Here is a 25,278-nt window from a genome sequence, read left to right as displayed (position 1 = left end):
AGAATTGATTTATCGAAATTAACTAAAAAAATGAACGCATTCATAAAGACGCTGTCATGTGAATTGCGTACAATGGGTATACCATAATTTATTACTGTTGTTGTGACACGCTGAGAGGAATCTATGTTTGGTGCAATTATGAAGTTCATGCGCGATAACAATGTATTGCCGCGCATCTCTGATACCGAACGACAGGCATTGGAAGCGGGCACCGTCTGGATAGACGGGCAAATCTTTTCGGGCAATCCGGACTTTGTCAGCATGCTGAAAGAGCCCTACAACCGCCATTCAGAAGAGGAACAGGCCTTTATCGACGGACCTGTTGAAGAACTGTGTCGCATGATTGACAGCTACGACATCATTACCTCCCGCCGCGTGCCCGAGCAGGTGCTGGACTTCATCAAACAACAGGGGTTTATGGGACTACTGATACCCAGAGAGTATGGCGGCAAGGAATTTTCGACCCTCGCTATTTCCTCGATCATGGCCAAAATTAACGCCTACAACCCGACCGTTGGCACCTTTGTAGTGATACCGAACTCGCTGGGCGCTGCAGAGCTGCTGAAACATTATGGTACTGATCAGCAAAAGAAAGATTATTTGCCCAAGCTGGCCAGCGGCGAATATGTGCCGTGTTTTGGTCTGACAGAGCTGACGGCCGGCTCCGACGCCGCTTCAATCAAGGCCGAAGGCGTGGTGTTTAAAGACGAGGCAGGCGAAGTCAAAATCAAGCTGAATTTCCGCAAGCGTTATATCACTCTGGCGCCGGCCGCCAATCTGATCTCACTGGCCTTTCAGATGCATGACCCGGATAACCTGCTTGGCAAGGGAGAGTACCCCGGCATTACCGTCATCATGCTGCATAAAGGCACGCCTGGTCTGCATAATGGTGATCACCACCTGCCCATTGGCATGAGTTTCTATAATGGTCCGATTATCGGTGAGGATGTGATTGCCTCGCCCGAGCAGATTATCGGCGGACCAGAGTACGCGGGGCAGGGCTGGCGTATGCTCATGGAGCAGTTGGCCGGAGGTCGCGCAGTGTCGTTGCCGGCGGGTGCCATCGGTGGCATGAAATATATTGCTGCGGCAACCGGAGCCTACTCCATGATTCGTCATCAGTTTGGCATCCAGATTGGTCTGATGGAGGGTATTCAGGAAAAACTGGCACGTATTGCCGGATTTGCCTATATGTTTGAAGGTGCTCGGGTTTATTCCTGCTCGGCACTCGATGCGGGTGAACAACCGCCGGTGATTTCGGCACTGCTCAAGTCAAGTAGCACGGAATACACGCAAAAAGCTATTATTGACGGCATGGATGTGTTCTCCGGCGCCGGTGTCATGCAGGGGCCCAATAATATTCTGGGTGGCGGTTACGCCAGCGCACCGGTCAGTATTACGGTGGAAGGCGCCAACATCATGACGCGCACGCTGATTACCTTCGGTCAGGGCGCAACCCGCTGTCATCCTTACGCCCTGCCGCTTGTGAAAGCGGTTGAAGACGGCGATGCCGGTGCTTTCCGCAACAAACTGCTGGGCTGGTTGTGGCATACCGCCAGTAATTTCTTGCGCAGCAAAGTGCGCGGCCTGACCCGTGGCTTCAGTGCCGGCAGTCCGGAGCCTGGCCCGGTGGCGACCTATTACCGCCGTCTGGCATGGGCGTCATCACGCTATGCCTTGCTGGCTGACCTGGCGCTTTATCTGATCGGCGGCAAACTGAAAGCGCGTGGCAGCCTGGGTGGACGTTTCGCTGATGCACTGACCTGGCAAGTACTTGCGCTGTCTGCGCTGCGACGTTACAAAGCCGAAGGAAACCGGCCGGAAGATCTGCCGCTGCTGCAGTTCAGTTGTGAGTTCGCGCTGGCGCAGGTACAAGAGGCTTTTGAAGGCATACACGCCAATTTTGAAGCGCCATTGGTTGGGTGGTGGCTGCGAGGTCCGTCTGCATTATTCCTGCGACTGAACCCGCTGTCGCGAGGCCCCTCCGATAAGGTGGTACGCAAGGCGGCGGCATCCATTCAATTAATGGATGAACAATACAAACGTCTGACCGATGGCATTGCGCCGGCACCGGAAGATGAGCCTGGTATGGGGCGTCTGATGAAAGCCTTCCGTTTATACACCGAGGTGCAGCCAATCTCCCAAAAGATTGCCAGGGCACAAAAGACACGGACTCTGCCGCGCGGACTGCCTTATGAACTGGCCGATCAGGCGGTGGCCGCAAAAGTCATCAGTCAGCATGAGGCCGAGCAGTTAAAAGCTGCCAATGAGGCGGCGATGGCGGCCATTGAAGTGGATGTTTTCAAGCCGGAAGATTATTTTCAGGACAAGTGAGAGCCGCCATACAGCGCCTGAGTTACAGGCGCTGTATGGCAACACCGTCCTGCACCAGATCAGACGGGAAAATGATTACCTCATCACCGGCGCTCAGGCCATCCAGGACCTGAGCATCATCCCGGCTGCGCTCGCCGACAGCCACTTCGCGTAATACGGCTGTATCGTTCATCACAGCAAACACATGCCAGCGTCCATCACGTCTGAACAAGGCGCTGGTTGGCACTTTCAATACATTGTCGTGCTGCCAGACTACGATGGCCGCTTCAATTCGGTATCCTGCGCCTAACGGATGGTTGTCTTCCACCAATGAGGCGATGACATTGACTCGTTGCTCTTCCACACCCAATGCCGAATACTTGGTAAAGGCCAGTGGTTCCACGTAGTCAACCACCGCTGACAGGACCTGCTCACCACCCCAGCCGGAAACCTGTATCGAAGCACCAGGGGTTACTCTAACGGCATCCTGAGTCAGTAAATCGACTACCAGTTCCAGGGCGTCATCATTGCTGATCTGGAACAGGGGGGTACCAGCGGTCACAACACGATCACCGCGTTCGTAGATTTGCTGGATGGTGCCTGAAGCGGGCGCTGTAACCACAATCGCGGAACTGTCACTGCTGTCGGTCTCTGTGCCCATCAGCCGGGCGCGGGCACTGGTTTCATCAGCCTCGGCAGCACGCAGCGCGGACTGTGCACTTAACAATCGTGAGCGGGCGGCTTCCTGAACCTGCAGATAGGCGTCGCGTTCCTCCTCGCCAATCATACGATCAAGAAACAAGCGTTCACGCCGCTGAGCTTCCCGCTCGGCGCGTTCAAGTGAGGATTCGGCCTCTGCCAGTGAAGCGGCGGCCGCATTACGCCGGGCAATGGCGGCGGCCAGGTTAGCCTGATAGCTGGCTTCCGTGCGAGTATCTTCAGTAAGCAGCGCCAATGTGGCCAGCGCCTGTCCGGCCTCTACGCGTTGCCCTTCCAGCCAGGTGGTGCGTCGCATGTGCGCATTGACCGGGGCTGACACCGTAAAAGGCAGTCGGGCCCGTGTGCGACCCTGTTCCTGCACTGTTACAGTAAGGGGTCCGTTTTCTGCCACCCTGGTCTGCACCCGCACTGTCTCCTCACCGCTCAGGCTGAAAAGCAGCAGGGCCAACAGGCCAACAGCAGCGACTATCCATTTAGTCATGTTCTACTCCCGGGTTTTCAGTACGCTGATCAGATCAAATTGATCCAGCCGATGCCGCACGGCCACCGCACTGGCTGCCGACGCAAGCAGAGTAATGGCTCCAGAATACAACCATGTATCGGGGTTGACCACATACGGCAGCCGAAACATGTCGGTCTGCATCGCCTGCACGACGGCCCAGGCCTGTCCGTAACCAAGCAACCAGCCCATGGGTATGGCGATCAGCGTAATCACAGCCTGTTCGCCCAGCAAAAGCACGGCTACTTCGCCTCGCTGAAATCCCATTACCCGCAGGCTGGCCAGTTCTCGACCCCGCTCAGACAGGGCAATACGGGCGCCGTTGTAAATGACGCCTACGGCGATTACCGAGGCAAAGCCGACCAGAAAGCCAACCGATATAAATATATTCTGAGCCATTTCTGTTTCGAATGAGGCCAGTGACTCGGCGGGTGCAGCTACACCGGCTACCATCGGAATTTGTTTCAATGTCCGGTAAAGCTCATCCCGACTGCCTTCCTGGACGCTCAGGTAGGCACCGCTGATCAGATTCTTTTCGCCGCTAAGCTCGTAGAGCGCCGGTAGATCCATGTAGGCCGTGACGCCCATAAAATCATCCAGAATGCCGCTGACCAGAACCGGTGCCTGTTGACGCTGACCCTCCAGCATTTGAGCATCCACATAATCCCCTGCAGATACCTGCAGTCGCTCCGCCAGCATTCGGCTCAGCACGATGCCTTGCGCTGGCAAGGGATGCACAAAACCACTTTCTGATACCAATCGCCGCAGCGCGCCATCGCCGTTTAATCCCATGATTGCAGTGTCCCGGCTGAGATGCTGGTTGCTCAGTTTTACCGGGGCTGAGCGGAAAGGCTCCACACGTGTGACGCCGGGTAATCGCCACAGGGATTCCAGAACCTGATCAGATTGATGCTGGTGGAAATTGACGGATACATCTTCGCGCTGAATCTCCCGGAATTGCAGATCCATCAGATAGCGGACGCCGTCAAACATAAAAAAGCCGATCACCAGAATCGCGACTGAAAAAGCAACGCCCAATGATGAGAAAAAACTTTGCCAGGGCTTACGCTCAAGGTTGCGCAAGATCATGCGTCCGGATGAAGGCAGCAATCGACCAACGCCGGAACGCTCCAGCAGTCCTGGCTTAAAGCGCGGCGGTGGTTCCGGCCGCATGGCTTCTGCCGGAGGTAATCGGATCGCCTTGAGTACACCGCTCAAGGCGCCAGTGCAGGCGCCCGCCAGACTAATTAATGACGCTGCAGTCAATAATTGCCAACTCAGCCTGAACTCCAGACCAGGCAGGTCAAAGTACTGATCATAAATCCCGATGTAAGCCTGGCCCAGCATGCCACCACCTGCCGCTCCCAGCAGCACACCCAGAAAAACCGCTGTCAGGGCAAACATCAGATAATGCAGGCCGACTTCGAAATCACGATACCCAAACGCTTTTAATACGGCAATCTCGCCACGTTGTGTCGCAATTAATCTGCTCAGTACCAGGTGTAACAGAAATACCGCGACAGCAAGAAAAATGCCCGGGACGATGGTCCCCATGACGCGGTTCTGATCGAGTTCGCTTTGCAGGATGAGGTGGGAGGGTTGATCCCGGCGCAGGTAAGCGCCATAACCGCCATAGGGGTAGAGCAGGGTGTTCAGGGCATCAATCACTGCCAGTGGACTAGCATCCGGCGACAATTTCACAAAGGCTTCATTAAAGGCGCCGTCCATATCCCAGGCCGGCCCCAGTGCCCGTTCGCCCATCCACAAAATACCATAGCGCTCATCATCGGGCATCAGGGAGCCAGGTGGCATGGCGTAAATATGCTCGGGTGAGATGGCAACGCCCACAATATCCAGATCTCTGGCCCGACCATTGATAATGGCAGTGATGCTGTCGCCCGGATTCAATTGGCGGGCAATGGCGAACTTTTCATTAATAATCACTTCGTCGGCAGATCCTGCTTCAATATAGCGGCCGCGCAGAATCATGATATCGTTCAAAACCGGCGTCCGGGATTCAGGCAGTGAAATAAATCGCCCAATGGCCGGTGCCTCAAGCCCGGGCAAGTCGAGTGTCGCCATTAGCGTTATACGGCGTTCCGCTGATGCAACCCCGGGAATATTGCTGATATGGGGCATAAGGGTTTCGGGTGCTCTTCTCAAGGATACCCAGGCATCGGCAAAGCGGGTTTGCTGGTAATAATCCTGTTGCGCGACGACCAGAGATTCATAGCTGCCACGCATAGTCACAACGGTCATGATACCGGTGGCAACGACCAGCGCGATGGACAGCATCTGGCTCTTCAAATGCCAAAGCTCCCGCAGTAATTTCAGGTGCAGAGCGCTTACCATTCGATACTCTCGACATCGGCTCGGCTGGCGTTACTTTGTCGGTCAACGATTTGTCCGCTGCTCATGCGTACAACTGTGTCACCGAGCGCGCCAATGGCTGCATTGTGGGTAATGATGGCGGTTGTGGTGCCGGTTTCGCGATTGACCTGATCCAATACCGACAGAACCAGCTTGCCGGTTCTAGCATCAAGTGCGCCCGTTGGTTCATCACACAGCAGAATGTCAGGTCGCTTGGCGACAGCTCTGGCTATGGCCACGCGCTGTTGTTCGCCGCCAGAAAGCTGGGATGGAAAGTGATTGATTCGGTCTGACAGTCCCACCAATTCCAGTGCCTGTTCCGGACGCATGGGTTTGTGAGCTATATCCGTGACAAGCGCGACGTTTTCCAGGGCTGTCAGGCTGGAGACCAGGTTGTAGAACTGAAAAACGAAACCGACATGATCGCGCCGGTAGCGGGTCAGCTCCCGGTCGCTGGCCTGGCTGAGGCGGGTTTTGCCATAGTAAAGTTCGCCGGACGTCGGGACATCAAGACCTCCAAGAATATTGAGCAATGTGGATTTGCCGCTGCCCGAGGCGCCCAGTAAAACCAGCAGCTCGCCACGCACCAATTGCATATTGACATCGCGCAGTGCGTTCACTTTGACGTCGCCCATCTCGTAGACTTTGCAAAGCTGGCGCGCTTCTATGACGATGTCAGCTGTTACATTGTCCACTTTGTTGCCGTATCCATTCATTGATCAGTGCCAGTCCGCTGTCGTGAGTCAGACTGCGGCCGACCTCAGGCATCAGTACACCCACTTCCTGACTTTCTATCCGATAGCTGAGTATGGACTGTTCAGGGTGACCTGGCACAATGGAATAGCGGTGTCCGCCAGCACCACGTCCTGCGGCTACCGGCGGTTTGCAGACACCCATAGCCAAAGCGGAAGTCTCTTTGTAGTCCAGAAACAGGCCGGAGGTATCGCCGCTGCCGCCGCGTTGATGGCAATGACCGCAGTTAACATCCAGATAACTGCGTGCCCGGTGCTCCAGATTGTCGGTGGCACCAGGTGACCAGAGCGCGGCCGCAGGCAGCTCGGACGCCGCTGGCAATCCGCTCAGCCAGTCGCGTTCAGCCAGTGCCTGCAACTGGTTGAGTTCCTGTTCGGAGGAATAAGCAAAAAGCCGGTTAAGGTTGCGAGCTGATGGGCCGATTGGTGATAGCTCATCACTGTTTTGATCCAGAACGTGACAACTGGCACATTCGTTCCGGTTGGGCACTACATAGGCAAACGGTTCAGAGTCCATAGCCAGCCGAAAAACAGCGCCGGTGATCTGCAGCTCAGCATCGGTTTGCTGTTCATTCCAGACATAGGGCAAAGCCTGCCAGCCGTCAGTTTGCCGAACCAGCAGGCGGGTTTCTATCAGGCGCACTTTAGTCAGGTCGAGTTGCTGGCCAACAAAAGCATACAGGCTCTGCTCCGATTTCGTGACGCTGCCGTCATCGGCAGCCAGCGTATCAGTCGGGTAGTAGAACGTCTTGCTGATGACGGTGCCTACCGGAAATTCCAGGCTGCCTGATTCGGTATACTTGGCCTGAGTATTATCCGGCAGCCACAGGGTACGCAGCTTCATGGCATAGTCACTGAACAACGGTGTCGCCAGATCGTAAGGCATAACATCATCATCAAGTTGCAATGTGCTGCCTTGCACAGACATCAACTGCCATTGCGAGAGCAGGTCTGGTGTGCTGTCCCGCCCATAAGAGCGGGCATCCTGCTGCGGGGTGCAGGCCAACAGCAAAGTGCCGAGCATAAAGACCAGACCCGATGAGTGCAGACCTTGCATATCAGCTATCCATGAATTCAGGCAGCATGACCTGCGGCAGCCGTTCGTGCTGGCATTGATGTGGTTCGGCTTCGATGCGTGGATTCTGGCTGTCGTTGGCGCCATCTATGTTAAGAACCTGAGCATCGCCGTTGTCGACGCAGATCGCGTAAGCGGGTGCTGTGCGTTCGGGGTGTACGATACCGTCCCAGACGATGTCCGGGAAGCTGCCTGATTCGCCGAACATGGCCTGACGCAACATGTCCAGTTCCGGGAAGCCGGGCGCATTGCCACCTGGCCCGAAGCGATTGTTGTAGATGAAAATGGTCTCCGGGTAAGGGTCAAATGCCTCTGCCATCTGGCGATCCGAATAGCCGGCGCTGAAGTAGCTGGAAATCAGAATATTGGCAGTCTGATTACCACTCAGATCGTTGTCAAAGATTTCGACCTTGTCATTGGAATTGATAATCACTCCTGATCCGGCAGGCACACTGGCGACAGCCGTGCCGGGTGGCGCAAAATTGACTGTGTTGTTGTTATTGATCGTGTTGTTGTACACGCGCGTTGTATGCCCTTCCACTGGCAGGTTGGGCATATTGAAGACCAGAATGCCACCTGTATTATTGATGGCCACGTTTTCATAGACATCTGCGCCGCGGGTGTTTTCGATTTCTATACCGGCGACATTAAATTCCGCCCGGTTGCGGCGCACGATGACATTTTCTGACTGGCCAATATAGATGCCGGCATCAGAGGCAGCAATAGCAACGGAATCTTCGATCAATGTATGCCGGGTCTGCACCGGATAGATACCGTAGGCACCGTTGCTGGTATCGGGACCGTTGGTCCACTCAGTTCTGACGCGTCGGATGATGATGTGATCGCCGCGGGCAACCTTTAGTGCGTCACCCCGTGAGTCCTCAATAGCAAGATCCTCGATGGTGAAATGACTGGCATTGACCATTAACCCTTCGGCACCGGCCACCTGATCCCTGAAGCTCAGTACAGTCTGATCCATGCCCGCACCGCGCAGCGTAATATTGTCAATGTTCAGGGTCAGGCCTCTATCGAAACTGAAGGTGCCCGCTGGCAGCTCGATAACATCGCCGGGCTCAGCCTCCAGCAGGGCAAGTTGCAGTTCGCTGGATGGGTCAACCAGTCGTGTCAGGGCTGAATCGGTATTGATGCCGGTGGTGTTTGTGTCGGGACTGCAGGCGGCCAGCAGAACGACCGTCATTATGGAAAGCAGTGTAGTGAGGGGGCTTCTGTTCATGTTGTTATTCATCAGCTTGCACCTGTAGGGAAGTGGCCGGAGTTCCTGTTCAAAATTACCCCTGTCCGGCATAATTTGCAACTTGTCGCGCCCAGACAGGCGGGCTAAGCTGGCGGCATGACAGATCAAATACAGCAGACGGATGCAGAAGACTGGAAATCACAACTTTATGAGCGTCTCGCAGAAGATGATGAGGGTCGCGTTTGCAAGGACATCAGCGACGAGGCCTGCCGCGAGACGCCCGGTAATTTTCTTGCCACTCTGATCGCCAATACCTGCAGCAATATTGCTGACAAACTGGCCAATTCTAAAACCACGCTGCCATGGTTGTTATTGCAGTTGGGCGCGCCAGCCTGGATTATCAGTGTGCTGGTGCCGATTCGCGAGTCGGGCTCGATGCTGCCCCAGATGTTTATTGGTGCGCTGGTTCGCAGGCAGGCCATCCGCAAATGGATCTGGGTGGCAGGTGGCACGGTGCAGGGTTTTTCCCTGTTGGCGATGGCCTGGGCTGCCCTGGTGTTGCAGGGACTGACATTGGGTCTGATCGTGGTCGGCTTGCTGATTCTGTTCAGCCTGGCACGGGGGGCCTGCTCGGTTGCCTACAAAGATGTGCTGGGCAAAACCATACCCAAGACCCGGCGCGGCAGATTGTCAGGCTGGATCAGCGCGATCGCCGGGCTCTGTGCATTTATGACGGGAATGTGGCTGAGCGCGCAGGGCGAGAGTGAATCCGCCGCTTTGTATATTAACCTGCTGGTGGTAGCGGCATTGCTCTGGTTTGTGGCAATCGCGGCCTACGCGCGTATTGTTGAGTTTCCAGGTGCCTCCGGGGGCGGCGCCAACGGGTTTACCGAGGCGGTACAGAAACTCGACTTACTGAGGCAGGACATTCCTTTCCGGCGCTTTGTAACGGGGCGGGCATTGGCCATGGGTTCAGGGTTGGCCGCGCCTTTTTATGTCTCTTTAGCGCGTAATGACCTGGGCAGCGCTGCCTCCCTGCTGGGCATGATGATTGCGACTGAGGGGTTGGCTGGCCTGCTCAGTTCGCCGGTCTGGGGCCGCTGGGCTGATCATTCCAGTCGTCAGGTCTTTGCCGTTGCCTGTGGGTTGTCCGGTCTCACTACTCTGCTGGTGGTCGCCTGGTCACTGATTGACTTTTCAACAACGGCATCCCTGTGGTTTTTCCCCCTGGCGTTTTTTGTGCTGGGCATTTCTCACGCCGGTGTCAGACTGGGCCGCAAGACCTATCTGGTTGACATGGCTAGTGGTAACAAACGCACGGACTATGTGGCGGTCAGTAATACAGTTATTGGATTTTTGCTGCTGTTGACTGGCTTGCTGGGCGCGCTGGCGGCCGCCGTATCAGTGCATCTGACACTGATACTGTTGGGGTTGGCCGGTTTGCTGGGTGCGGGATTGAGTCTGAAATGGAAGCAAGTTTCCGGCTGACCACCGGCAAGCTCAGTCAAGCGGTTTGTGCAAGGCCGGGTGGTCGGCATCAGGGCGGTCCAGAAAGTAGCCCTGTGCCAGATCAATGCCCAGTTTTTGCAGCATCTCAAAGGTCTCGCGGTCTTCAACAAACTCGGCCACAGTGATCTTGTTGAGTCCTTTGCCAACGTCGACCATGGCTTTGACAAATGCCTGGTTATCCCGGTTGTTGGGTAAGTCACGAATGAACATGCCGTCAATTTTGAGGATCTCCACGCCCAGGTATTTCAGATAGGCAAAGGTCGAGAAGCCAGTACCAAAGTCGTCCAGACAGACTATGCAGCCGGTTTGCTGCAGGGCCTCGATAAAGCGCTGGGCGTCCTGCATTTCTGATACGGCGGCTGTCTCGGTCAGTTCGATCAGCAAGCGCTGGGGAGCGACATTGTATTCGTGCAGCAATTGCTGAATGGTTTGTGGTAAGCCGGGTTCATCAAAGCTGCGGCCGGAAATGTTGACAGATAAGGCATTCAGCTCAGGGTGATTCGCAAGCAGCGCTATGCTGTTTCTGAGCACCCAGCGATCAATCTCCAGTATCTGACCACTTTTTTCTGCAATCGGGATAAATTGCCCTGGCATAATCAGCTCATCGGGTTGCGCGGGGTCCCGCATGCGCACCAGGGCTTCCAGGTGACTCAGACTTCGGTCAATCGTCTGATAAACACCCTGAAAATGCAGCTCCAGTAAATTGCTTTCCAGGGCGTGCGCAATGCGGCTGACCCAGTTCATGCGCGTGATCATCGCCTCGGTGGCATCCTTGTTAGCATCATAAATCGCCCAACTGTTTTTACCGGCGTTTTTGGCCTGATACATGGCCGTGTCGGCATGCGCGACCAGATCTTCCGCGTTATCACCATGCTGCGGGAAGATGGTGATACCAACACTGGTAGTCAGGCGCAGATTGCTGCCACGAAAGCGGAAGGGGATGGCAGCGATTGCATGGCAAATGCGCTCTGCCAGCGGTTCCGGGTGGTCTTTGTCGTGCAATTCAGTCAGGATGGCAAACTCATCACCACCCAGACGGGCAAACATTTCACCCTGACGCACCAGGCTGGCGACTTCACCGGCGGTGCGTACCAGTACATTGTCACCAGCCCGATGCCCGAAGGTATCGTTGATGTACTTGAAGTCGTCCAGATCGAAATACAAAAGGGCAAAGCGTGTGCCGTTGCGTCTGGCACTGAGGATCATCCATTCCAGCTGTTCCTGAAAACGATGACGGTTGTGCAAACCGGTCAACGGGTCATGTTCGGCCAGGTAGACCAGTTGTTGTGCTGTCTGGCGCTCATGCGTGACGTCTTCATAAATCCACAAACGACCGATCAGACGGCCATCTGTATCCGATACGGGATAGGAAAGCTGGGTGAGAATACGGCCGTCGTACAGGTCAACCTCAAAGCGCTCGCTGATTTCATGGGTATCCAGAACGTGCAAGACATGACGGGAGGCATGGTCGGGGCGGGCGAAGCGATGTGTTGAATGCTCAAGAACACGGCGGGTTGGTTCGCCTATCAGATTGACCTTGTCACTTACTGCCCACATGCGACGAAAAGCCGGGTTAAGATACTCCACCCGGCCATCGCGGTCTTCAAACAGGATGCCAATGCTCATGGCGGACAGCAGAGCCGCCATGCGACCTTGCTCTTGTTGGGCCAGCGTCAGTGCCTTGCGCTGAGCCTGTTCGGATGCTTGCACCTGTTGCATGCTGATCTGCTGCCTGGTTACATCCAGCAGAGTTCCGCTATAGCGTACGTACTTGCCCCGGCCTTCAAAGTGCCAGCTGGGCATAAAATAATGAACGGGGCCAAAGTCGGGGTTGCTGCGGAAAACTTCCGCTGTCGGCGCTTCGCCATTGGCCATATCCTGCAAGGCCTTGCCCGTTTTGTCACGATCTTGGGGATGAATGCGTTCGAGAAAAGTGGATGCGTCTGGCGCAGCATCTTTCTCAACTGGAAGTCCCAGCATGCGAAACATTTGCTTGGACCAGATGCCGGTGCCGGTGGCGGGATCGAACTCCCAGTGACCCAGCCTGGCGAGCTCTTCCGCACGCTCCAGTCGCAGACGGGCCTGGATCAGCTCGTCCGCGTCAACCACATGTCCCTGAAAATAAATCAGTTGTCCTTTTTGATCGTAGATGCCGTGTCCGCGATCAGACACCCAGCGCGATTCTCCCTGACGGGTTACAATCCGGTAGCTTAGATCGAACTGAGCACCGTGTTTAAGAGATTCCCTCAATTCGTCGGCAACCCGCTGTTGGTCATCGCGATGAATGCCCGCATTCAACGACACTGTTTCGGACTTTCTGATTGATTTGATGTCAAAACCGGTGACCGCCTCAACGTTGCCGGCGATATACACCAGCGTCCAGTCGCGGTCATTGCGGCATCGATAAACAAAGCCGTTGAGGCTTTGCATAAGGGTTTCCAGATCGACGGCCGTTTTATGATTGGCCCGAAATACCTTAAAGCACAGAGCAATTGTTGCGACCAGAGCACAGATTGCCCTGAGTACCTGTACAGGCAGCCCGGTGTTTTGCTGAAACCATTGCGTACTTGGCAGCCCAAGTCCGGCAGGCATCAAAGTCGCATCTGAAAACAGGGTCAGAGCAGCATAGACCAGGAAAGCCCATGCGATGACATCGGCCCAGATAACCCGCAGAGCTTCATCCTGAGAGCCTTCCAGATATGGCTTCGCGCGCATGAACGCAATGCCGGTCAATAGAGCACCGAATACACCGAAGGTCAGTCGTGAACCGATGCCAAGAGTCGTAATCAGGCTACCGGATATTAGCCCCATCAATCCGATCGGAAGGGCTGCGAGCAGATAGCTCAAGCGCAGAGGCATGCTCAATGCCCGGCGCCCGAACTCAAACAAGGCAAGAAATGAGCTGGATGCCAGCACGCTGCTTAGGTTCACCAGGGTTTGAGACTCGCGGATCAGCCTTTGTGCATCAACAAACTCCTGCAGGCCGTGCAGCAAGCCGAAAACGCCAAGTAACCAGATGTGGTCGATGAAAGGTAGTCGAATCTGCCGGGGGGTTGTAAGAGCTGTCAGGCCCAGCAACAGAAAGGCGACGCCGTAAATCTGGTAAATAAAATATAAATTCTGGTCAAACCACTCGGCCATCGCAGCTCTCCGTAGCACTTCCGAATCAAGAATAGGACAGCTTGCTACGGATTACCAGAGAATGGATTCGATGCAAGATAAGAATTGCGGTAGCGCGGATCAGAGGAGACTTCCTGGCCGAGCCAGTCGGGTCGCTCGAATGCGGTGTGCTCATGAGGCAATTCCAGTTCTGCTACTATCAATCCGTGATGTCTGCCATGAAATTCATCGATTTCCCAGGTCAGTGCGTCTACAGGTACCAGATGGCGGGTCTTTTCTATGAGCTGGTCGTCGCACAGGGTCATTAACATTTGGTCAGCATCGGCCGGGGGGATGGCATATTCATATTCCAGTCGGCTGATTCCCTGGCTTGGGCCTTTGATGGTCAGCCAGGCCTGATTGCCTGACTTCCTGATGCGCACCGTCGTTTCGTCTCGGCTCAGGTATCCCTGGATAATCTTGATGCTCGTGACAACTTTCGTTCGCCAGTTGCCATTCGCCAGTAAAAACTTGCGTTCAATTTCTGTCGCCATCAGATAAGGTGCTGATCTATAAAGCGACGCAGTGCCTCTGCATCGGCAGGGCGGTCACTGCGCTGGAGCGCCGTTCCCTGGCTGTCAAACAGCACCAGTTCTCCGTCGCGGACATTGTGCTCACGTGAAAATGCCTGACCGTCCGGATGGCCGGTATGAACTACCAGAAAAACCATGTCCTGCTCATAATCAGGATAAATACTCAGCATGTCTTCCATGACGCGTTCACCGCCCATGACGTGAATCTCACGCAGCATGACCAGGGCCGGTCTTCCCTGACCGACCAGGCTGAGATCACTGGAGAAAGACGCTTTGGGCAGCAGTTGCCACAATACCGCACCGACTATTAACAGACAGGCCAGTGTAATGACCGGTTTGCTGAGTCGTGAACTGATTGAAGCCTGCGTTGCCTTGTTCATCCCGAATCTCCACTTAGTTAAAAACCTTGATTTACAGTCAGCAGCGCATGTCTGCCCAGGGTGTTGTAGCCGTCAACCACCTCGTATTGCTGGTCAAATACATTACCCACTTTTAACTGTACGCTGAGCTGGTCAGAGAATTGCCAGCTTATGACTGAGTCCAGCAAACCATAACCAGCCACGCGTGACCTGGAATAGTCTACCGGATCCAGATCGGCTCGCGAGCCATTGGCCTGCCAATCCAATAATACCGACAGTCGTTCAAATTGTCTGCTGATTTGCAGATTGAGCATTCTGTCAGGTCTTCGCACCAGTCGCTGACCTGTCGCACGATTCTCGTGGTCCAGCCAGGTGAGCGAGAGCATGGTCTGCCAGCCAAACAGGTCTCTGTTCATCGTAATCTCCGAGCCATCAATACGTGCCCGACTGATGTTGGCCAGTGTCGTGAAACTGGTATCGGTGCCGATCAGGTCGCGTATGTCGTTACGGAATACATTGACGGTCAGATCGGTGGCAAACCAATGTGTGTTGAATCCCAGCTCCAGATTGCGGGCTTTTTCTGGCTGCAGATCAGGATTGGCGTAGAACCAGAAATCCGGAAAATCCACATACAGATCCAGCATGGTGGGGGCCTTGTAGGCGGTACCCGCGGCCAACCAGATGTTGCTGTGATCTCCAAGGTGTCGGCCCAGCGAGAGACGACCAGATTGATGCTTGCCAAACTGCTCATTGTCATCGTGTCGGGCAGACAGTGTTGAGGACCAGTCCCCCCAGCTTTGCTGATGTACCGCGAATAGTCCAACGTTGTCACGTGAGTTTTGATTAAGCACGGCGCCAGGGTTCTGATAATCCAGAGACTCCCGGTCAACATCCAGACCAACAACGCTGTTGCTGTTTGATGACAGTGTCAGCTCGTGTTGCCACTGCAGACTTTCACGGCGTGTGGTGCTGCGTGCTTCCCCAAAACTGCGCGTGATGTTGGCATCACGAAAACGACTCAGCTGCAATCGACTTTGCCACTGATCCGTCCAGGTATTATGCAGGCTCAGTGCAATCGTCTGGCTGTCGGCCTCTGAGTCGCCGCCATCAAAGGTTTTTTCGGCATCACTGCTTTGCCAGCTCAGCGAAACGGAATGCTGTGGGTCAAACTGGTGATTCAGTCGCAATGAGGCGGACTGATTCTGATAGTCAGCGTCTTCAGTGCTTGGCATCGGAGCATTGAGAGAAGGAATGCCATCGGTCTGGCGGTGCGACAGATTAAGGTGCAACGATGTTGATGCAGTGCGACCGCTGAGTGCAGCGCTGGCCAGGCGAGTCTGTTCAGTACCACTGCCCAGGCGGAGTTCCCCTGCCAGGCTCTCTGCTGCCACATCCTTGCGAGTAAATATCTGCACCACGCCCCCAATGGCATCGGCACCGTAAAGGCTCGATTGCGGACCTCTTACCACTTCTATTCGGTCAATGCTGTCCAAAGGGATATTTTCCAGTCTGGCAGCGCCTTCACTTGCGGTATTCAGGCGCACACCATCCAGCAGAATCAGTGTGTGGTTAGAGTTGCTGCCGCGCAGGAACAGACTGGTCTGTGAGCCTTCTACACCAGTGCGCGCCAGTTGCATGCCTGGAAGAGTAGATAATACATCGAACAGACTCTGCGCGGCGCTGCGACGGATAGCTGTGCTGTCGATGACGGAATGCGCCGTATGTGTGTCGGCACGTAACTGGGAAAAGCGGTTGGCAGTGATCAGCATTTCTGCGGGCTGATCGCCTGGCTGGGCTGCAGGGTTATCCTGCGCCGTGCTGATGCCGGCAAAGTGCAGCAGGCAGGTAGCGCTGGCCAGCAGCAGTGGTCGTTTGGTTGTCATGGCATTGTCTCCTGACACACTCTCACCCGAGTGTGTGGTGTATAAACAATGCGCTACGACGGACTGCTGCGACAGACCGGTCGAAAGCCTGCCCACCGCAGCGCGTTCACTTGCAGCAGGCCGGTCTCCGGGCTTGCAAGCTGGCCGCTGTCAAAAGCTGACCTTGTGCGAGTCGCCTTCCCATCCTGGCGCATGATGCATGCACCTGGACAGTGGCATTGAGACTGCACTGACTTGCCTACCGTTGCGGGGGCAGCGTCGGAATTGGCTGGCTATCATATGGCCGCACCGACTTCCCGTTTCATTTACTGACTCTCTATCCCGATAGACAGTAAACACCTGAAGCGAGGCCACCTTAGGCCAAAGCGCTGAGCAAGTCAATCGGCTATCGCTCATGTATACTGGGCGCTTTAGCTAACGAGATGTGACGCCGGTAATACAGTGATTAACCGATCTTTCACCAATCTGTTGCGCTGGTCGTGGCGCAGGAAGCAGGATAAAAAAGGGATTTCCCTCAATCGAGAGGATACTGAGCAGCTTGATCAGTTTGCCCGCAGTGTTCGGCGGGTACGCATTTCGCGCAGTCTGTTGGGGCTGGCGTGGACGGCAGGGCCGGTCACGGCATTGGGCTTGTATGGTGGATACTATATCGGCTTCGGTCAGGCGCCATCAAATCAACAACTGATTTATTTTGTCAGCTTTACGGTGCTGAGTGGCTTGATCGCCCTGATTGCCAAAATTGTTTACGACAGCACACTGGGTTATCGTTCTGAGAGGGCGCAACTTGCCGTTACTGAAGTAATCGACAAACTGGGGGACTTGATACTTTCAGTAAAAAATCTGGTGGTAAGCAGCCATGAGGGCGAGACTCGGGAGCGGGAATCTGCTATTCAACTGTTGCAACGCGTTGATCTTTCACCGGGAGGTGTCGTGATGGCCAGTCAGCAGTTGACTGGCGACGCAGAGTTGGCCGAAATCCTGGGGAATATAGATAATTTTCGTCGTGCTGGTCTTTTTTCACGTATCGACGATGTTCATTCCCAATGGAACGAAAGGTTTGAGACTACCATGATTTCTTTGGCTGAAGTTTCGCCGCAGGCAGCCGAAATCCTGCGACTGCGATACCAGGGAGAAATTGCCAGATTGAGACATGGTACACCGCGTACGGAGCACTTTATCGCGCGGGTACTGGCGGCCATTGAACAGGATAATCTGCTGCTGATAACCATGCAGGATGTTGAGTCGATGCTGGTGCTGGCATTCGAGCTCATTAATGGTCGCGAACTGCCCATGCTGATATTTGATTACCGGGGGCGTTGGCGATTGGCGGCCGCTCTGGACAGAATGGAGCGCAAGCGCAGCCGTTACCGTATTGCTCAGGCAGCCGGCAGCAATCGAATCCGCAGTCTTGCCTCCTGGCTGGTGGAGGTGGGGCTGATGAACTATGAGCAAGTACCCGAAGGCATTGGTGCCAACATACTGGTAGAGCGGGTAAGTGAGGCGCTTGATGAACTGGCGGAACAAATGCAGCAACAAGTGAAGGATCTGTCAGAGGGCAGGTCGGATAGACGGCTGATCCTGCGCAATAACGCCGAATCAATGACCGAAGCATTGAAACTATATCGGAATGCTCACGATGCATTTAAACGAATCGGTGAGCTGCACGCAGACTTTCTACTGGCAGCAGAGGACTGGAATCAATTGATGGATGCCGCCAGGCTGGACACCGAAGAATTACGTATCGGCCCGCGCGGGCGCGGGGTACACATTCTGGAGAAGGTCGTGCGCCTGGATGATGAAGAGAGAAAAGAAGTTTGCAGCCACCTTGCGCGTTACATGCGCGATCAGCACCTGGAGACGCACGAGACCAAAGGTTTGTTTGAGCGTCGCGCGGAGCGGGACAATCCGTTGACCTTTGACAGTGCCAGGCAGTTGGCCATTGAAACGGCTCTGGCACTGGAACCGCATATTCATCTATCCTATCCGGAAATTCAGCGCGGGATTGGTGCGACACTTGCCACTTATATGGGCGACCTGGAACCAGGCATGAGTGCGCAGGAGAAAAAGCTGCTGGGTGAATCCATGGCGCAGGATGTGGAAGAAGATATGAGTCAGGCCGCCGAGCATCTGGCAGTTGCGCTGGTGCGCCATTATCGGGTGAGTCTGAGTGAAGAGGCCTGCCGCTTTCTCAATGAAACCTATGGTGCCAGACAGTCAGTGCTGGATATTCTGGTCAATCACAGCGCTGGCGATGAGCCGCCAGCCCAGAGTCTGCTTACAGTGAGGCCTGCTGCAGTTCCGGCGGCGCAACGCCGCTGGTACCGAAGCCTGGTATTGGCTCGTCGATTGGTTGGTGACCGTCGTCAATAGCTCAAGCCATTATTGAAGGACGCTCATAAAGACGTTCATACCAGGCCTGCAAATTGCCTTGATCTGGCGCGATACGCTGTTTGATGGTCTTGTTAAAGTCCAGGGCGCAAAGCGCATTGATGTCGGCGGCTGTAAACTGATCCCCGCAAATATACGGTTTGTCTGCCAAATGGCGATCCAGGAAACGGAAAAAGCCACCAGCCTGCCTTTTGCATTCTTCACCCCATTCAGGGAAAGGCGTCATGCGGTCCTTGAAGTAGCCACTGGTGTGTTGAAACGCCATGCCTGTTGGCAACATGAAATAGAAGTCTATCCAGCGCAACCATTGCTCAATGTACGCCTTTTCTAATGCGGTCTGGCCCAACAAGGCCGACGTGCCAGGAAATGCCTCTTCAATATACCGGCAGATGGCCATGGTCTCCGAAATGCAGGTGCCGTCCTCCAGTTCAAGTACCGGTACTTTTCTCATCGGGTTGCGGGCCTTGTGTTCTGGCGTCAGGTTGTCGCCTTTTTGCAGATCCATCTCAATGAGTTCAACCTGGTCCAGCAATCCCTTTTCTGCCAGAAATATCCGCACACGCCTGGGGTTAGGGGCGATCCGGGTTTCATACAGCTTCATCATTTTTGTAGCCTTGTCAGTCAGTAAATACAGGAGAGGCACCCATTTCCCAAAGAATCACTGTGGCGGCCATCAGTGAAACCATCAGTACCAGGCCGACCGCGACTGTGGCGCTGGCAAACAGAAAGCCTCGTTCTTTTGGCATATCGTACACAATGGGTATGCCGATGTAGAGCAGATAAATTGTGTAGGCTGAGGCGGCTGTCGCCAGAAACATATCCAGCCACAAATTGGGGTAAAAACCAGTCAGGCCCACGACAAACATCGGTGCACACATATAGGCTGCAATACCAACACCGTGCGCGATATCGTCGTTTTTCGCATCATAGGTTTTTGCCATCCAATGAATCATATAGCCCAGAAAGCCCACACTGAGCAGAATTGTCACATAGAACAATCCCATAATCTGGGCAGCCGATGCAGAAGTCAGGCGAATTTCACGGCCGGACAGCTCCCAGCCGATCTGACTGGCACCATACCACCAGGCCAGTGGCGGCAGGATGGCAATCCAGATGAGATAGCGCAGATAGTGTCCCGCGATTGAATCGTCGCGATCCCTGATTCGCGCCCACTCCGCTTTAGGGTTAGTCAAAATGCCAAGCAGGTGATTCATGGCCTGTTCTCCTTTGTTGTGGTCTTCTTAATTGATTGTTGTTAACACATTTACATCGTGCATTCATTTATCTCATCGCCATATATAGAGTGCCGATGCCAAAACCTATCAGCACCAGACCCAGCAGCGATCGAAACCAGCGGCTGCTCATCCAGCGACTACTGAGTTTGACCAGGCCGCCGGCGCTGAGTACAAACGGCATGGTACCCAAACCAAAACTCATCATGATCAGCATGCCCTGCATAATATTGCCTGATGCCAGTGCTGTTGCCAGCATGGTGTAAACGATGCCGCACGGCAGCAGGCCCCAGGCTGCGCCTGCAAGCAGTTTTCCATGCCAGCTTTGCAGGCTGACATGTCTGATTCGTGATAACAGCGGTTGCCAGAATCGGTAAACGCTTTGTTCCACATGTCTTAAACCATTCCACCAACCTGCCGTATAAAGCCCCAGCAGTATCATCAGCAGGCCGGCCACCATTCGCAGTCCACCCAGCGCCTGCTGCTGGGTGTTGATCAGCAGAAAGCCCCCCAGCCCTGCCAGCAGACCCAGTCCCATGTAGGCCAGCATTTTCCCCGTACCAAACAGCAGCGCGGCCTGTATGGCCGAATGTCCGGGCCGGTCGGATGCGATCATCGCCTTATCCGTCGACTGGCTGCCAACGATCAGGGCCGAGGCGATGCCGCCACACATCGCCATGCAGTGTGGCGCACTGCTGACACCCAGTAAAAATGCCGCCCAAAGCTCCATTACGGCAACTTGTCTGGTGCTTCTGGTGTTTTGGGTGGCTCTTTAACCTTATCTTCCTCTTCAAACAGAATGGACCAGCCCTGCCGCTCCAGGTCGTCAAACTGGTCGTTTTTCACCGACCAGATAAAGCTCCACAGGGCGAATGTCACCAGTCCCAGGCTTAACGGTATCAAGACAAACAGAATTTCCATGGTCAGCCCCCCAGCCGGGTCAGTCGTGCAGCATTGCCGACAACCAACACTGAAGAAAGACTCATACCCAAGGCCGCCAACCAGGGTGGAACCATGCCAAGCAGGGCAAAAGGGATGACTGTGAAATTGTAGCTGACTGACCAGACGATGTTTTGACGGATAATGCGTCGGCTTCTGCGCGCAAATTGCAGGATTCTGGGCAGCAGCGTCAGTGTGTTATTGACCAGTGTGGCATCGGCGCTGTTCTGCACAAAGGTGTCGGTAGGCGAAACACATAGTGATGTATCCGCCGCCGCCATGGCCGCGGTATCGTTGATCCCGTCTCCCACCATCATGACCCTGTATTGTTTCTGAAGCTCACGCATGGCCTGCACTTTGTCATCCGGGCTCATGGCCGTCTGTACCTGTCGCACACCGAAACGATCCTGAATCTGTTGTGCAACCAATGACCGGTCGCCGGTAAAAACGGCGGTGTGCAGGCCCAGCGTATGAGTCTGGCTGATCACCTCAGCTGACTCGGGCCGTGGGCTGTCCTGCAGATAAAATGCCGCCAGAGCCCTTTTGTCACGGGAGAGAATGACTACAGTTACAGCATTATCACTCGGAGGTAAGAGAGCCTGGCATGCGGCTATTGCGTTGCTGTCATTGTTCAGCGCAAAGTCAATGTGCCCAATCCGATAGTCCTGCCCTTGCATCCGGGCGCTGACGCCGCTGCCGGGGATGATGCTGATCTCATCAACTGGCAGAGAATGCGGTGCGCTAAAGGCCTGGGCGATCGGATGCTGACTCTGTTGCTCCAGCGCGCTGGCAATTTCCAGGCAGGTTTGGCTATCGCTGTCTGCCAGCGGAATCGTTTGTCGTATCTGTAATCGGGCTTGCGTCAGTGTGCCGGTTTTATCAAACACTATCGCCTGGGTAGCAGCGGCCCGCTCCAGGAACATGCCGTTCTTGATGACAACGCCGTGTCGGCGCAGGGTCGTTGTCGCAACGCTATAGGCTACAGGTGTCGCCAGTGATAGTGCACATGGACAGGCCACCACCAGCACCGTCAATGCAATGACCAGGAATTCAGGGTTGCCTGCCTGATACCAGAAAAGTCCGGCTGCGGCCGCAATCAACAATACGGCACCGACGAAATAGCGGGCTGTCTGGTCAGCCAACTGTGCCCAGCGTGGTCGGTAACGACTGGCCTGTTCGTAGAGATGAGCAATCTGGCGAATGACGAACTGAGCGGGATCGGTCGCCACCCGGATGACAAAACTGCCATCATGATTTTGTGAGCCAGCCAGCACACGGCTACCGGGTTCCTTGTGCATTGGCATGGGTTCACCGGTGAACGCCGCTTCACTGACGCCGCCCAGTCCCTCTATCACAACGCCGTCAGCCGGTATGATTTCGCCGGCAGCCACTGCAATCAGGTCACCAGGCCTGAGCGCGTCCAGCGACCGTCGACTGCCATCCTGCATAGTCACATGGCGAGGTAGCAGATGTTCCAGCATGTCCTGGCTCTGCTGGAAGTGAAAGCGTGACACAAGCTCCGCGAAGCGCCCGATCAGCAGGAAGAAAGTGAACATGCAGGCTGTGTCGAAATAGACTTCAGCGCCGCCGGTCAATGTACTGTAGACACTTAATACCCAGGCCGCCAGAATTGCCAGCGATACCGGCACATCCATGACCAGACTGCGATTGGCCAAAGCGTACCAGGCCGCCCGGTGGAAGGGCCAGGCGCTGAAGAACACGACCGGCGTTGTAAGGGCAAAACTGGCCCAGCGCATCAGATCTTCGTAGGCCCGCTCTATATCATTGCCACCCAGGTAAGAGGCCAGTGCGAACATCATCACCTGCATCATGCCGATGCCGGCAATACCCAGTCGCATCAGCATTTGCTTGCGTTCAGCTTTATAAGCGTCACGGGCTGCATCCGGTTGGTCGGCCTTTACGGTATAACCCAGCGCCCGCAGACGTTCAGCAATGTTGACGACGTTTAAGGGTGCCTGAAAGCTGATAGTGACCCGGCGGCTGGCAAAATTAGCTGACACGTCCAGCACATCCGGCAGTCGCTGTAATACTTGTTCGATGAGCCAGGTACAGGCGACGCAGCGGATATCGGTGATCAGCAGGTTAATCTTGAAATGACCCTGCGGGTCGCACTGAACGGCTTCCCGCAGACTGTCGTCATCGGATTGGTTGGCGGCCTTGCCGGGCACTGTGGAGGTATCGCATTGCGAGCGGAAACGATAATAATCATCCAGCTTCAGATCATGAATAAATTGCACCGCGGCCCGACAGGCCGGGCAACAGACAGCGCGCGATTCGCCATCAACGCTTACCTGCAGTGCGTGTGAATCGGGCAAGGGGAGCTGACAGTGAAAACAAAGCTCTGAACTGTTCATGACGGCAGCCATTACAATTCAATCTCCGAGGTTGGAGACTCTACCCGCTGGCGCAGGCGCCAGAGATCTGTTTCGCCACGTACCTCAAAGTACCAGATGTTGTTGCTGCGCAGCAGCGTGTCCAGCGCGGCTTCTTCTTCAGCAGAGGCGGGCCGGAAACCGTTGCTCTCATCAGGCAAGAGGATGAATTGCTGATCCCGTTGTGGATCGGTGGCATGATAAATGAAAAGGCGAAGCGCAGCGTCGTCCGAGCCGTTCAGGGTGACCCGGAATCCATCGCCGGACAACTGCAGGTTTGCCGAGATGCCGCGCTCAGTGGCAGCATCGTCCATAGCCAGGGATTGATTAATCGCTCGTCCTTCCGAGTAATAATTGTCGACGACGAGGATGGCCGGGTTATTAAAGGCGATTGTAAGCAGCACAACGCCCAATATGACTGAAATAACCGGCACAGAAATCAGAATCCATGGCCAGCGGTGACGATACCAGGGCTGTTGACTCATGGTGAGGTTCCTCGTGTCGGAACTGGCTGAGGGCCCAGAAAGCGACTTTCACTGCTTGAGCGAAGACGCTGATCGGCCGATTCAACCAGGAACTCAATAAGCTGGTTGGATCCCGACAGTGCCGATGCCGGGGCCTGCACGCGCAGCAGCACGTCACGAATCTCGCCGGCTTCGACATCGAATTGATTGCCGGGCAGCAGGGTGGCATCCGACAGACCGTTCAGCGATACCTGAAAGGTCTGGGCCTGGCGATCCATGTTGATGATTCGCAGGGTAAACACATTTTCAATGTTGCCGTTTGCCAGTTCCTGATAAAGCACGCCGCGATCGCGGATGACTTCGGTATTCAAAGGCACGCGCAGCCAGAGCGCAGTTGCAAACAGTAATGTCATTACCAACAGCGCAGCGCCGTAACCGATGAGTTTGGGGCGCTTCCAGGTCCAGCTACCGCCGGCCAGCTTATTCTGGGTAGTGTAAGAGATCAGACCCTTCGGGTAGTGCATTTTCTCCATGATATCGTCACAGGCATCAATACAGGCTGCGCAGCCAATGCACTGATACTGAAGACCATCCCTGATATCGATGCCTGTCGGACAGACCTGCACACACATGGTGCAGTCAATGCAGTCGCCCAGCCCCTCTTTCTTGTAATCGGCATCGCGGCGTCGCGGGCCGCGTTGTTCGCCTCGTGATTCATCATAGGAAATGACCAGTGTGTCGCGGTCAAACATCACAGACTGAAAGCGTGCATAGGGACACATATAGATGCAGACCTGCTCGCGCATCCAGCCGGCGTTGATATAGGTGGCCAGGGTAAAAAACACCACCCATGAGGCTGCGACTAACGGCAATTGCCAACTGATTGAATCTATAACAAGATCCCTGATGCCATAAAAATAGCCGATAAAGGTAATGCCGGTCAGTGCTGCAAAACCCAGCCACATGCTGTGTTTGAGCAATCGCTTCCAGGTCTTGATCAGCCCCGCTTTGTTCCAGCCACGCGGTGTCAGAATAGATGGGACTTTATCCAGTTTGATGCGCTGATTACGCTCGCCTTCAGCAAACTGTTCGGCCCACATAAAGATGGCTGTCCAGACAGTTTGCGGGCAGGTATACCCACACCATACCCGGCCCCACAGGGTTGTCACAAAGAACAGGGCGAAGGCGGCGATAGCGAGCAACCAGCCCAGCAGGACAAAGTCCTGTGGCCAGAAAGTCAGCCAAAGGATGTGAAACTGCCTGGCAGGCAAATCAAAAAGAACAGCCTGGCGCCCGTCTATATTTATCCAGGGCAGCAGAAAATACCCGAGCAGCAGGGGCCAGCCGGTTAACAGCCTTATCCGCTGAAAGAAACCCTCTACGCCACGGGTATAAATCTTCTCGCGCTTTTCGTACAGGTTGAAAACGCGTGAGTCCAGATTATCGGGCCTGATTTCCTGGGTCGGTATTTTCTGCATGTGACGTCCGTCCCGGT

The 25,278-nt window shown here is 54.9% G+C and carries 19 protein-coding genes and 1 riboswitch; of the genes, 3 read left to right on the top strand and 16 right to left on the bottom strand.

Features of this window, described 5'->3' with window-relative positions; all coding sequences use genetic code 11:
- The first annotated feature begins 123 nt into the window (after positions 1-123).
- Complete coding sequence (locus PS2015_RS12985; RefSeq protein WP_058022631.1) at positions 124-2,334, top strand: acyl-CoA dehydrogenase; 2,211 nt, start codon at positions 124-126, stop codon at positions 2,332-2,334.
- Between the two features lie 22 nt (positions 2,335-2,356).
- Here the strand turns inward: PS2015_RS12985 and PS2015_RS12980 are convergent, their stop codons facing one another.
- From PS2015_RS12980 to PS2015_RS12960, 5 genes are read right to left on the bottom strand one after another with little or no spacing between them, the layout of a single operon-like run.
- Positions 2,357-3,514 carry an efflux RND transporter periplasmic adaptor subunit gene (locus tag PS2015_RS12980; protein ID WP_058022630.1) on the bottom strand — a complete coding sequence of 386 codons (1,158 nt, stop codon included), beginning with the start codon at positions 3,512-3,514 and terminating at the stop codon, positions 2,357-2,359.
- Positions 3,515-3,517: 3 nt separating this feature from the next.
- Positions 3,518-5,884: an ABC transporter permease gene (locus PS2015_RS12975; RefSeq protein ID WP_058022629.1), complete on the bottom strand. Its 2,367-nt coding sequence runs from the start codon at positions 5,882-5,884 to the stop codon at positions 3,518-3,520.
- A complete protein-coding gene (locus tag PS2015_RS12970; protein ID WP_335338239.1) occupies positions 5,878-6,597 on the bottom strand; it encodes an ABC transporter ATP-binding protein in 720 nt (239 codons plus the stop codon). Before PS2015_RS12970 ends, PS2015_RS12975 begins: the two co-directional genes overlap by 7 nt.
- Positions 6,578-7,711: an SO2930 family diheme c-type cytochrome gene (locus PS2015_RS12965; protein ID WP_058022627.1), complete on the bottom strand. Its 1,134-nt coding sequence runs from the start codon at positions 7,709-7,711 to the stop codon at positions 6,578-6,580. Before PS2015_RS12965 ends, PS2015_RS12970 begins: the two co-directional genes overlap by 20 nt.
- 1 nt (position 7,712) lies before the next feature.
- Positions 7,713-8,963: a parallel beta-helix domain-containing protein gene (locus tag PS2015_RS12960; RefSeq protein WP_058023360.1), complete on the bottom strand. Its 1,251-nt coding sequence runs from the start codon at positions 8,961-8,963 to the stop codon at positions 7,713-7,715.
- Positions 8,964-9,080: 117 nt separating this feature from the next.
- Here PS2015_RS12960 and PS2015_RS12955 point away from each other — a divergent pair, with 117 nt between their 5' ends.
- Positions 9,081-10,412: an MFS transporter gene (locus tag PS2015_RS12955; protein WP_058022626.1), complete on the top strand. Its 1,332-nt coding sequence runs from the start codon at positions 9,081-9,083 to the stop codon at positions 10,410-10,412.
- Between the two features lie 12 nt (positions 10,413-10,424).
- Here PS2015_RS12955 and PS2015_RS12950 read toward each other — a convergent pair whose 3' ends face one another.
- Genes PS2015_RS12950 through PS2015_RS12935 form a run of 4 tightly spaced genes read right to left on the bottom strand, consistent with a single transcriptional unit; the run spans position 10,425 to position 16,367 of the window.
- Positions 10,425-13,574, bottom strand: coding sequence for a sensor domain-containing protein (locus PS2015_RS12950; RefSeq protein ID WP_058022625.1), 3,150 nt, complete (start codon positions 13,572-13,574; stop codon positions 10,425-10,427).
- Between the two features lie 44 nt (positions 13,575-13,618).
- Positions 13,619-14,086, bottom strand: a complete 468-nt coding sequence (locus tag PS2015_RS12945; protein ID WP_058022624.1) for a CYTH domain-containing protein — start codon at positions 14,084-14,086, stop codon at positions 13,619-13,621.
- Positions 14,086-14,505 (bottom strand): hypothetical protein, encoded by a 420-nt coding sequence (locus PS2015_RS12940; RefSeq protein ID WP_058022623.1) that lies wholly within the window; start codon positions 14,503-14,505, stop codon positions 14,086-14,088. The genes PS2015_RS12945 and PS2015_RS12940 overlap by 1 nt, the downstream gene beginning before the upstream one ends.
- 17 nt (positions 14,506-14,522) lie before the next feature.
- Positions 14,523-16,367, bottom strand: a complete 1,845-nt coding sequence (locus PS2015_RS12935) for a TonB-dependent receptor domain-containing protein (protein ID WP_058022622.1) — start codon at positions 16,365-16,367, stop codon at positions 14,523-14,525.
- Between the two features lie 101 nt (positions 16,368-16,468).
- A riboswitch (cobalamin riboswitch) is annotated at positions 16,469-16,725 on the bottom strand.
- Positions 16,726-16,808: 83 nt separating this feature from the next.
- Between PS2015_RS12935 and PS2015_RS12930 the strand changes: the two genes are divergently transcribed.
- Complete coding sequence (locus tag PS2015_RS12930) at positions 16,809-18,737, top strand: hypothetical protein (protein WP_237113328.1); 1,929 nt, start codon at positions 16,809-16,811, stop codon at positions 18,735-18,737.
- A 1-nt stretch (position 18,738) separates the two neighbouring features.
- Here PS2015_RS12930 and PS2015_RS12925 read toward each other — a convergent pair whose 3' ends face one another.
- The 7 genes from PS2015_RS12925 to ccoG all read right to left on the bottom strand — a co-directional run bounded on the left by PS2015_RS12925 (position 18,739) and on the right by ccoG (position 25,261).
- Positions 18,739-19,356 (bottom strand): glutathione S-transferase family protein, encoded by a 618-nt coding sequence (locus PS2015_RS12925; RefSeq protein ID WP_058023356.1) that lies wholly within the window; start codon positions 19,354-19,356, stop codon positions 18,739-18,741.
- A gap of 16 nt (positions 19,357-19,372) precedes the next feature.
- On the bottom strand, positions 19,373-19,969 hold the full coding sequence (locus PS2015_RS12920) for a Yip1 family protein (protein WP_082628134.1): 597 nt from the start codon (positions 19,967-19,969) through the stop codon (positions 19,373-19,375).
- Positions 19,970-20,036: 67 nt separating this feature from the next.
- Positions 20,037-20,717 (bottom strand): sulfite exporter TauE/SafE family protein, encoded by a 681-nt coding sequence (locus tag PS2015_RS12915; protein WP_058022621.1) that lies wholly within the window; start codon positions 20,715-20,717, stop codon positions 20,037-20,039.
- The gene (gene ccoS / locus PS2015_RS12910; RefSeq protein WP_058022620.1) at positions 20,717-20,908 is read right to left on the bottom strand and encodes a cbb3-type cytochrome oxidase assembly protein CcoS; all 192 of its coding nucleotides are present in this window, start codon (positions 20,906-20,908) and stop codon (positions 20,717-20,719) included. The genes PS2015_RS12915 and ccoS overlap by 1 nt, the downstream gene beginning before the upstream one ends.
- A gap of 2 nt (positions 20,909-20,910) precedes the next feature.
- Positions 20,911-23,313 carry a heavy metal translocating P-type ATPase gene (locus PS2015_RS12905; protein ID WP_058022619.1) on the bottom strand — a complete coding sequence of 801 codons (2,403 nt, stop codon included), beginning with the start codon at positions 23,311-23,313 and terminating at the stop codon, positions 20,911-20,913.
- A complete protein-coding gene (locus tag PS2015_RS12900) occupies positions 23,313-23,804 on the bottom strand; it encodes a FixH family protein (protein ID WP_058022618.1) in 492 nt (163 codons plus the stop codon). Before PS2015_RS12900 ends, PS2015_RS12905 begins: the two co-directional genes overlap by 1 nt.
- Positions 23,801-25,261 carry a cytochrome c oxidase accessory protein CcoG gene (gene ccoG / locus PS2015_RS12895; protein WP_058022617.1) on the bottom strand — a complete coding sequence of 487 codons (1,461 nt, stop codon included), beginning with the start codon at positions 25,259-25,261 and terminating at the stop codon, positions 23,801-23,803. Before ccoG ends, PS2015_RS12900 begins: the two co-directional genes overlap by 4 nt.
- Positions 25,262-25,278: the final 17 nt, after the last annotated feature.

It is taken from the genome of Pseudohongiella spirulinae, assembly GCF_001444425.1.
Lineage (GTDB): Bacteria > Pseudomonadota > Gammaproteobacteria > Pseudomonadales > Pseudohongiellaceae > Pseudohongiella > Pseudohongiella spirulinae.
Note: the sequence above shows the minus strand (reverse complement) of the source record. Positions and strands in the feature narration are given on the sequence as shown.

Bases quoted from the DNA above. Each gene is read 5' to 3' on its own strand.
- PS2015_RS12975 (WP_058022629.1), bottom strand. From the start codon at position 5,884: ATGGTAAGCGCTCTGCACCTGAAATTACTGCGGGAGCTTTGGCATTTG.
- PS2015_RS12920 (WP_082628134.1), bottom strand. From the start codon at position 19,969: ATGAATCACCTGCTTGGCATTTTGACTAACCCTAAAGCGGAGTGGGCG.
- PS2015_RS12935 (WP_058022622.1), bottom strand. From the start codon at position 16,367: ATGACAACCAAACGACCACTGCTGCTGGCCAGCGCTACCTGCCTGCTG.
- PS2015_RS12905 (WP_058022619.1), bottom strand. From the start codon at position 23,313: ATGGCTGCCGTCATGAACAGTTCAGAGCTTTGTTTTCACTGTCAGCTC.
- PS2015_RS12915 (WP_058022621.1), bottom strand. From the start codon at position 20,717: ATGGAGCTTTGGGCGGCATTTTTACTGGGTGTCAGCAGTGCGCCACAC.
- PS2015_RS12945 (WP_058022624.1), bottom strand. From the start codon at position 14,086: ATGGCGACAGAAATTGAACGCAAGTTTTTACTGGCGAATGGCAACTGG.
- PS2015_RS12955 (WP_058022626.1), top strand. From the start codon at position 9,081: ATGACAGATCAAATACAGCAGACGGATGCAGAAGACTGGAAATCACAA.
- PS2015_RS12950 (WP_058022625.1), bottom strand. From the start codon at position 13,574: ATGGCCGAGTGGTTTGACCAGAATTTATATTTTATTTACCAGATTTAC.
- PS2015_RS12985 (WP_058022631.1), top strand. From the start codon at position 124: ATGTTTGGTGCAATTATGAAGTTCATGCGCGATAACAATGTATTGCCG.
- PS2015_RS12960 (WP_058023360.1), bottom strand. From the start codon at position 8,963: ATGAACAGAAGCCCCCTCACTACACTGCTTTCCATAATGACGGTCGTT.
- PS2015_RS12965 (WP_058022627.1), bottom strand. From the start codon at position 7,711: ATGCAAGGTCTGCACTCATCGGGTCTGGTCTTTATGCTCGGCACTTTG.
- ccoG (WP_058022617.1), bottom strand. From the start codon at position 25,261: ATGCAGAAAATACCGACCCAGGAAATCAGGCCCGATAATCTGGACTCA.
- ccoS (WP_058022620.1), bottom strand. From the start codon at position 20,908: ATGGAAATTCTGTTTGTCTTGATACCGTTAAGCCTGGGACTGGTGACA.
- PS2015_RS12940 (WP_058022623.1), bottom strand. From the start codon at position 14,505: ATGAACAAGGCAACGCAGGCTTCAATCAGTTCACGACTCAGCAAACCG.
- PS2015_RS12925 (WP_058023356.1), bottom strand. From the start codon at position 19,356: ATGAAGCTGTATGAAACCCGGATCGCCCCTAACCCCAGGCGTGTGCGG.
- PS2015_RS12980 (WP_058022630.1), bottom strand. From the start codon at position 3,514: ATGACTAAATGGATAGTCGCTGCTGTTGGCCTGTTGGCCCTGCTGCTT.
- PS2015_RS12900 (WP_058022618.1), bottom strand. From the start codon at position 23,804: ATGAGTCAACAGCCCTGGTATCGTCACCGCTGGCCATGGATTCTGATT.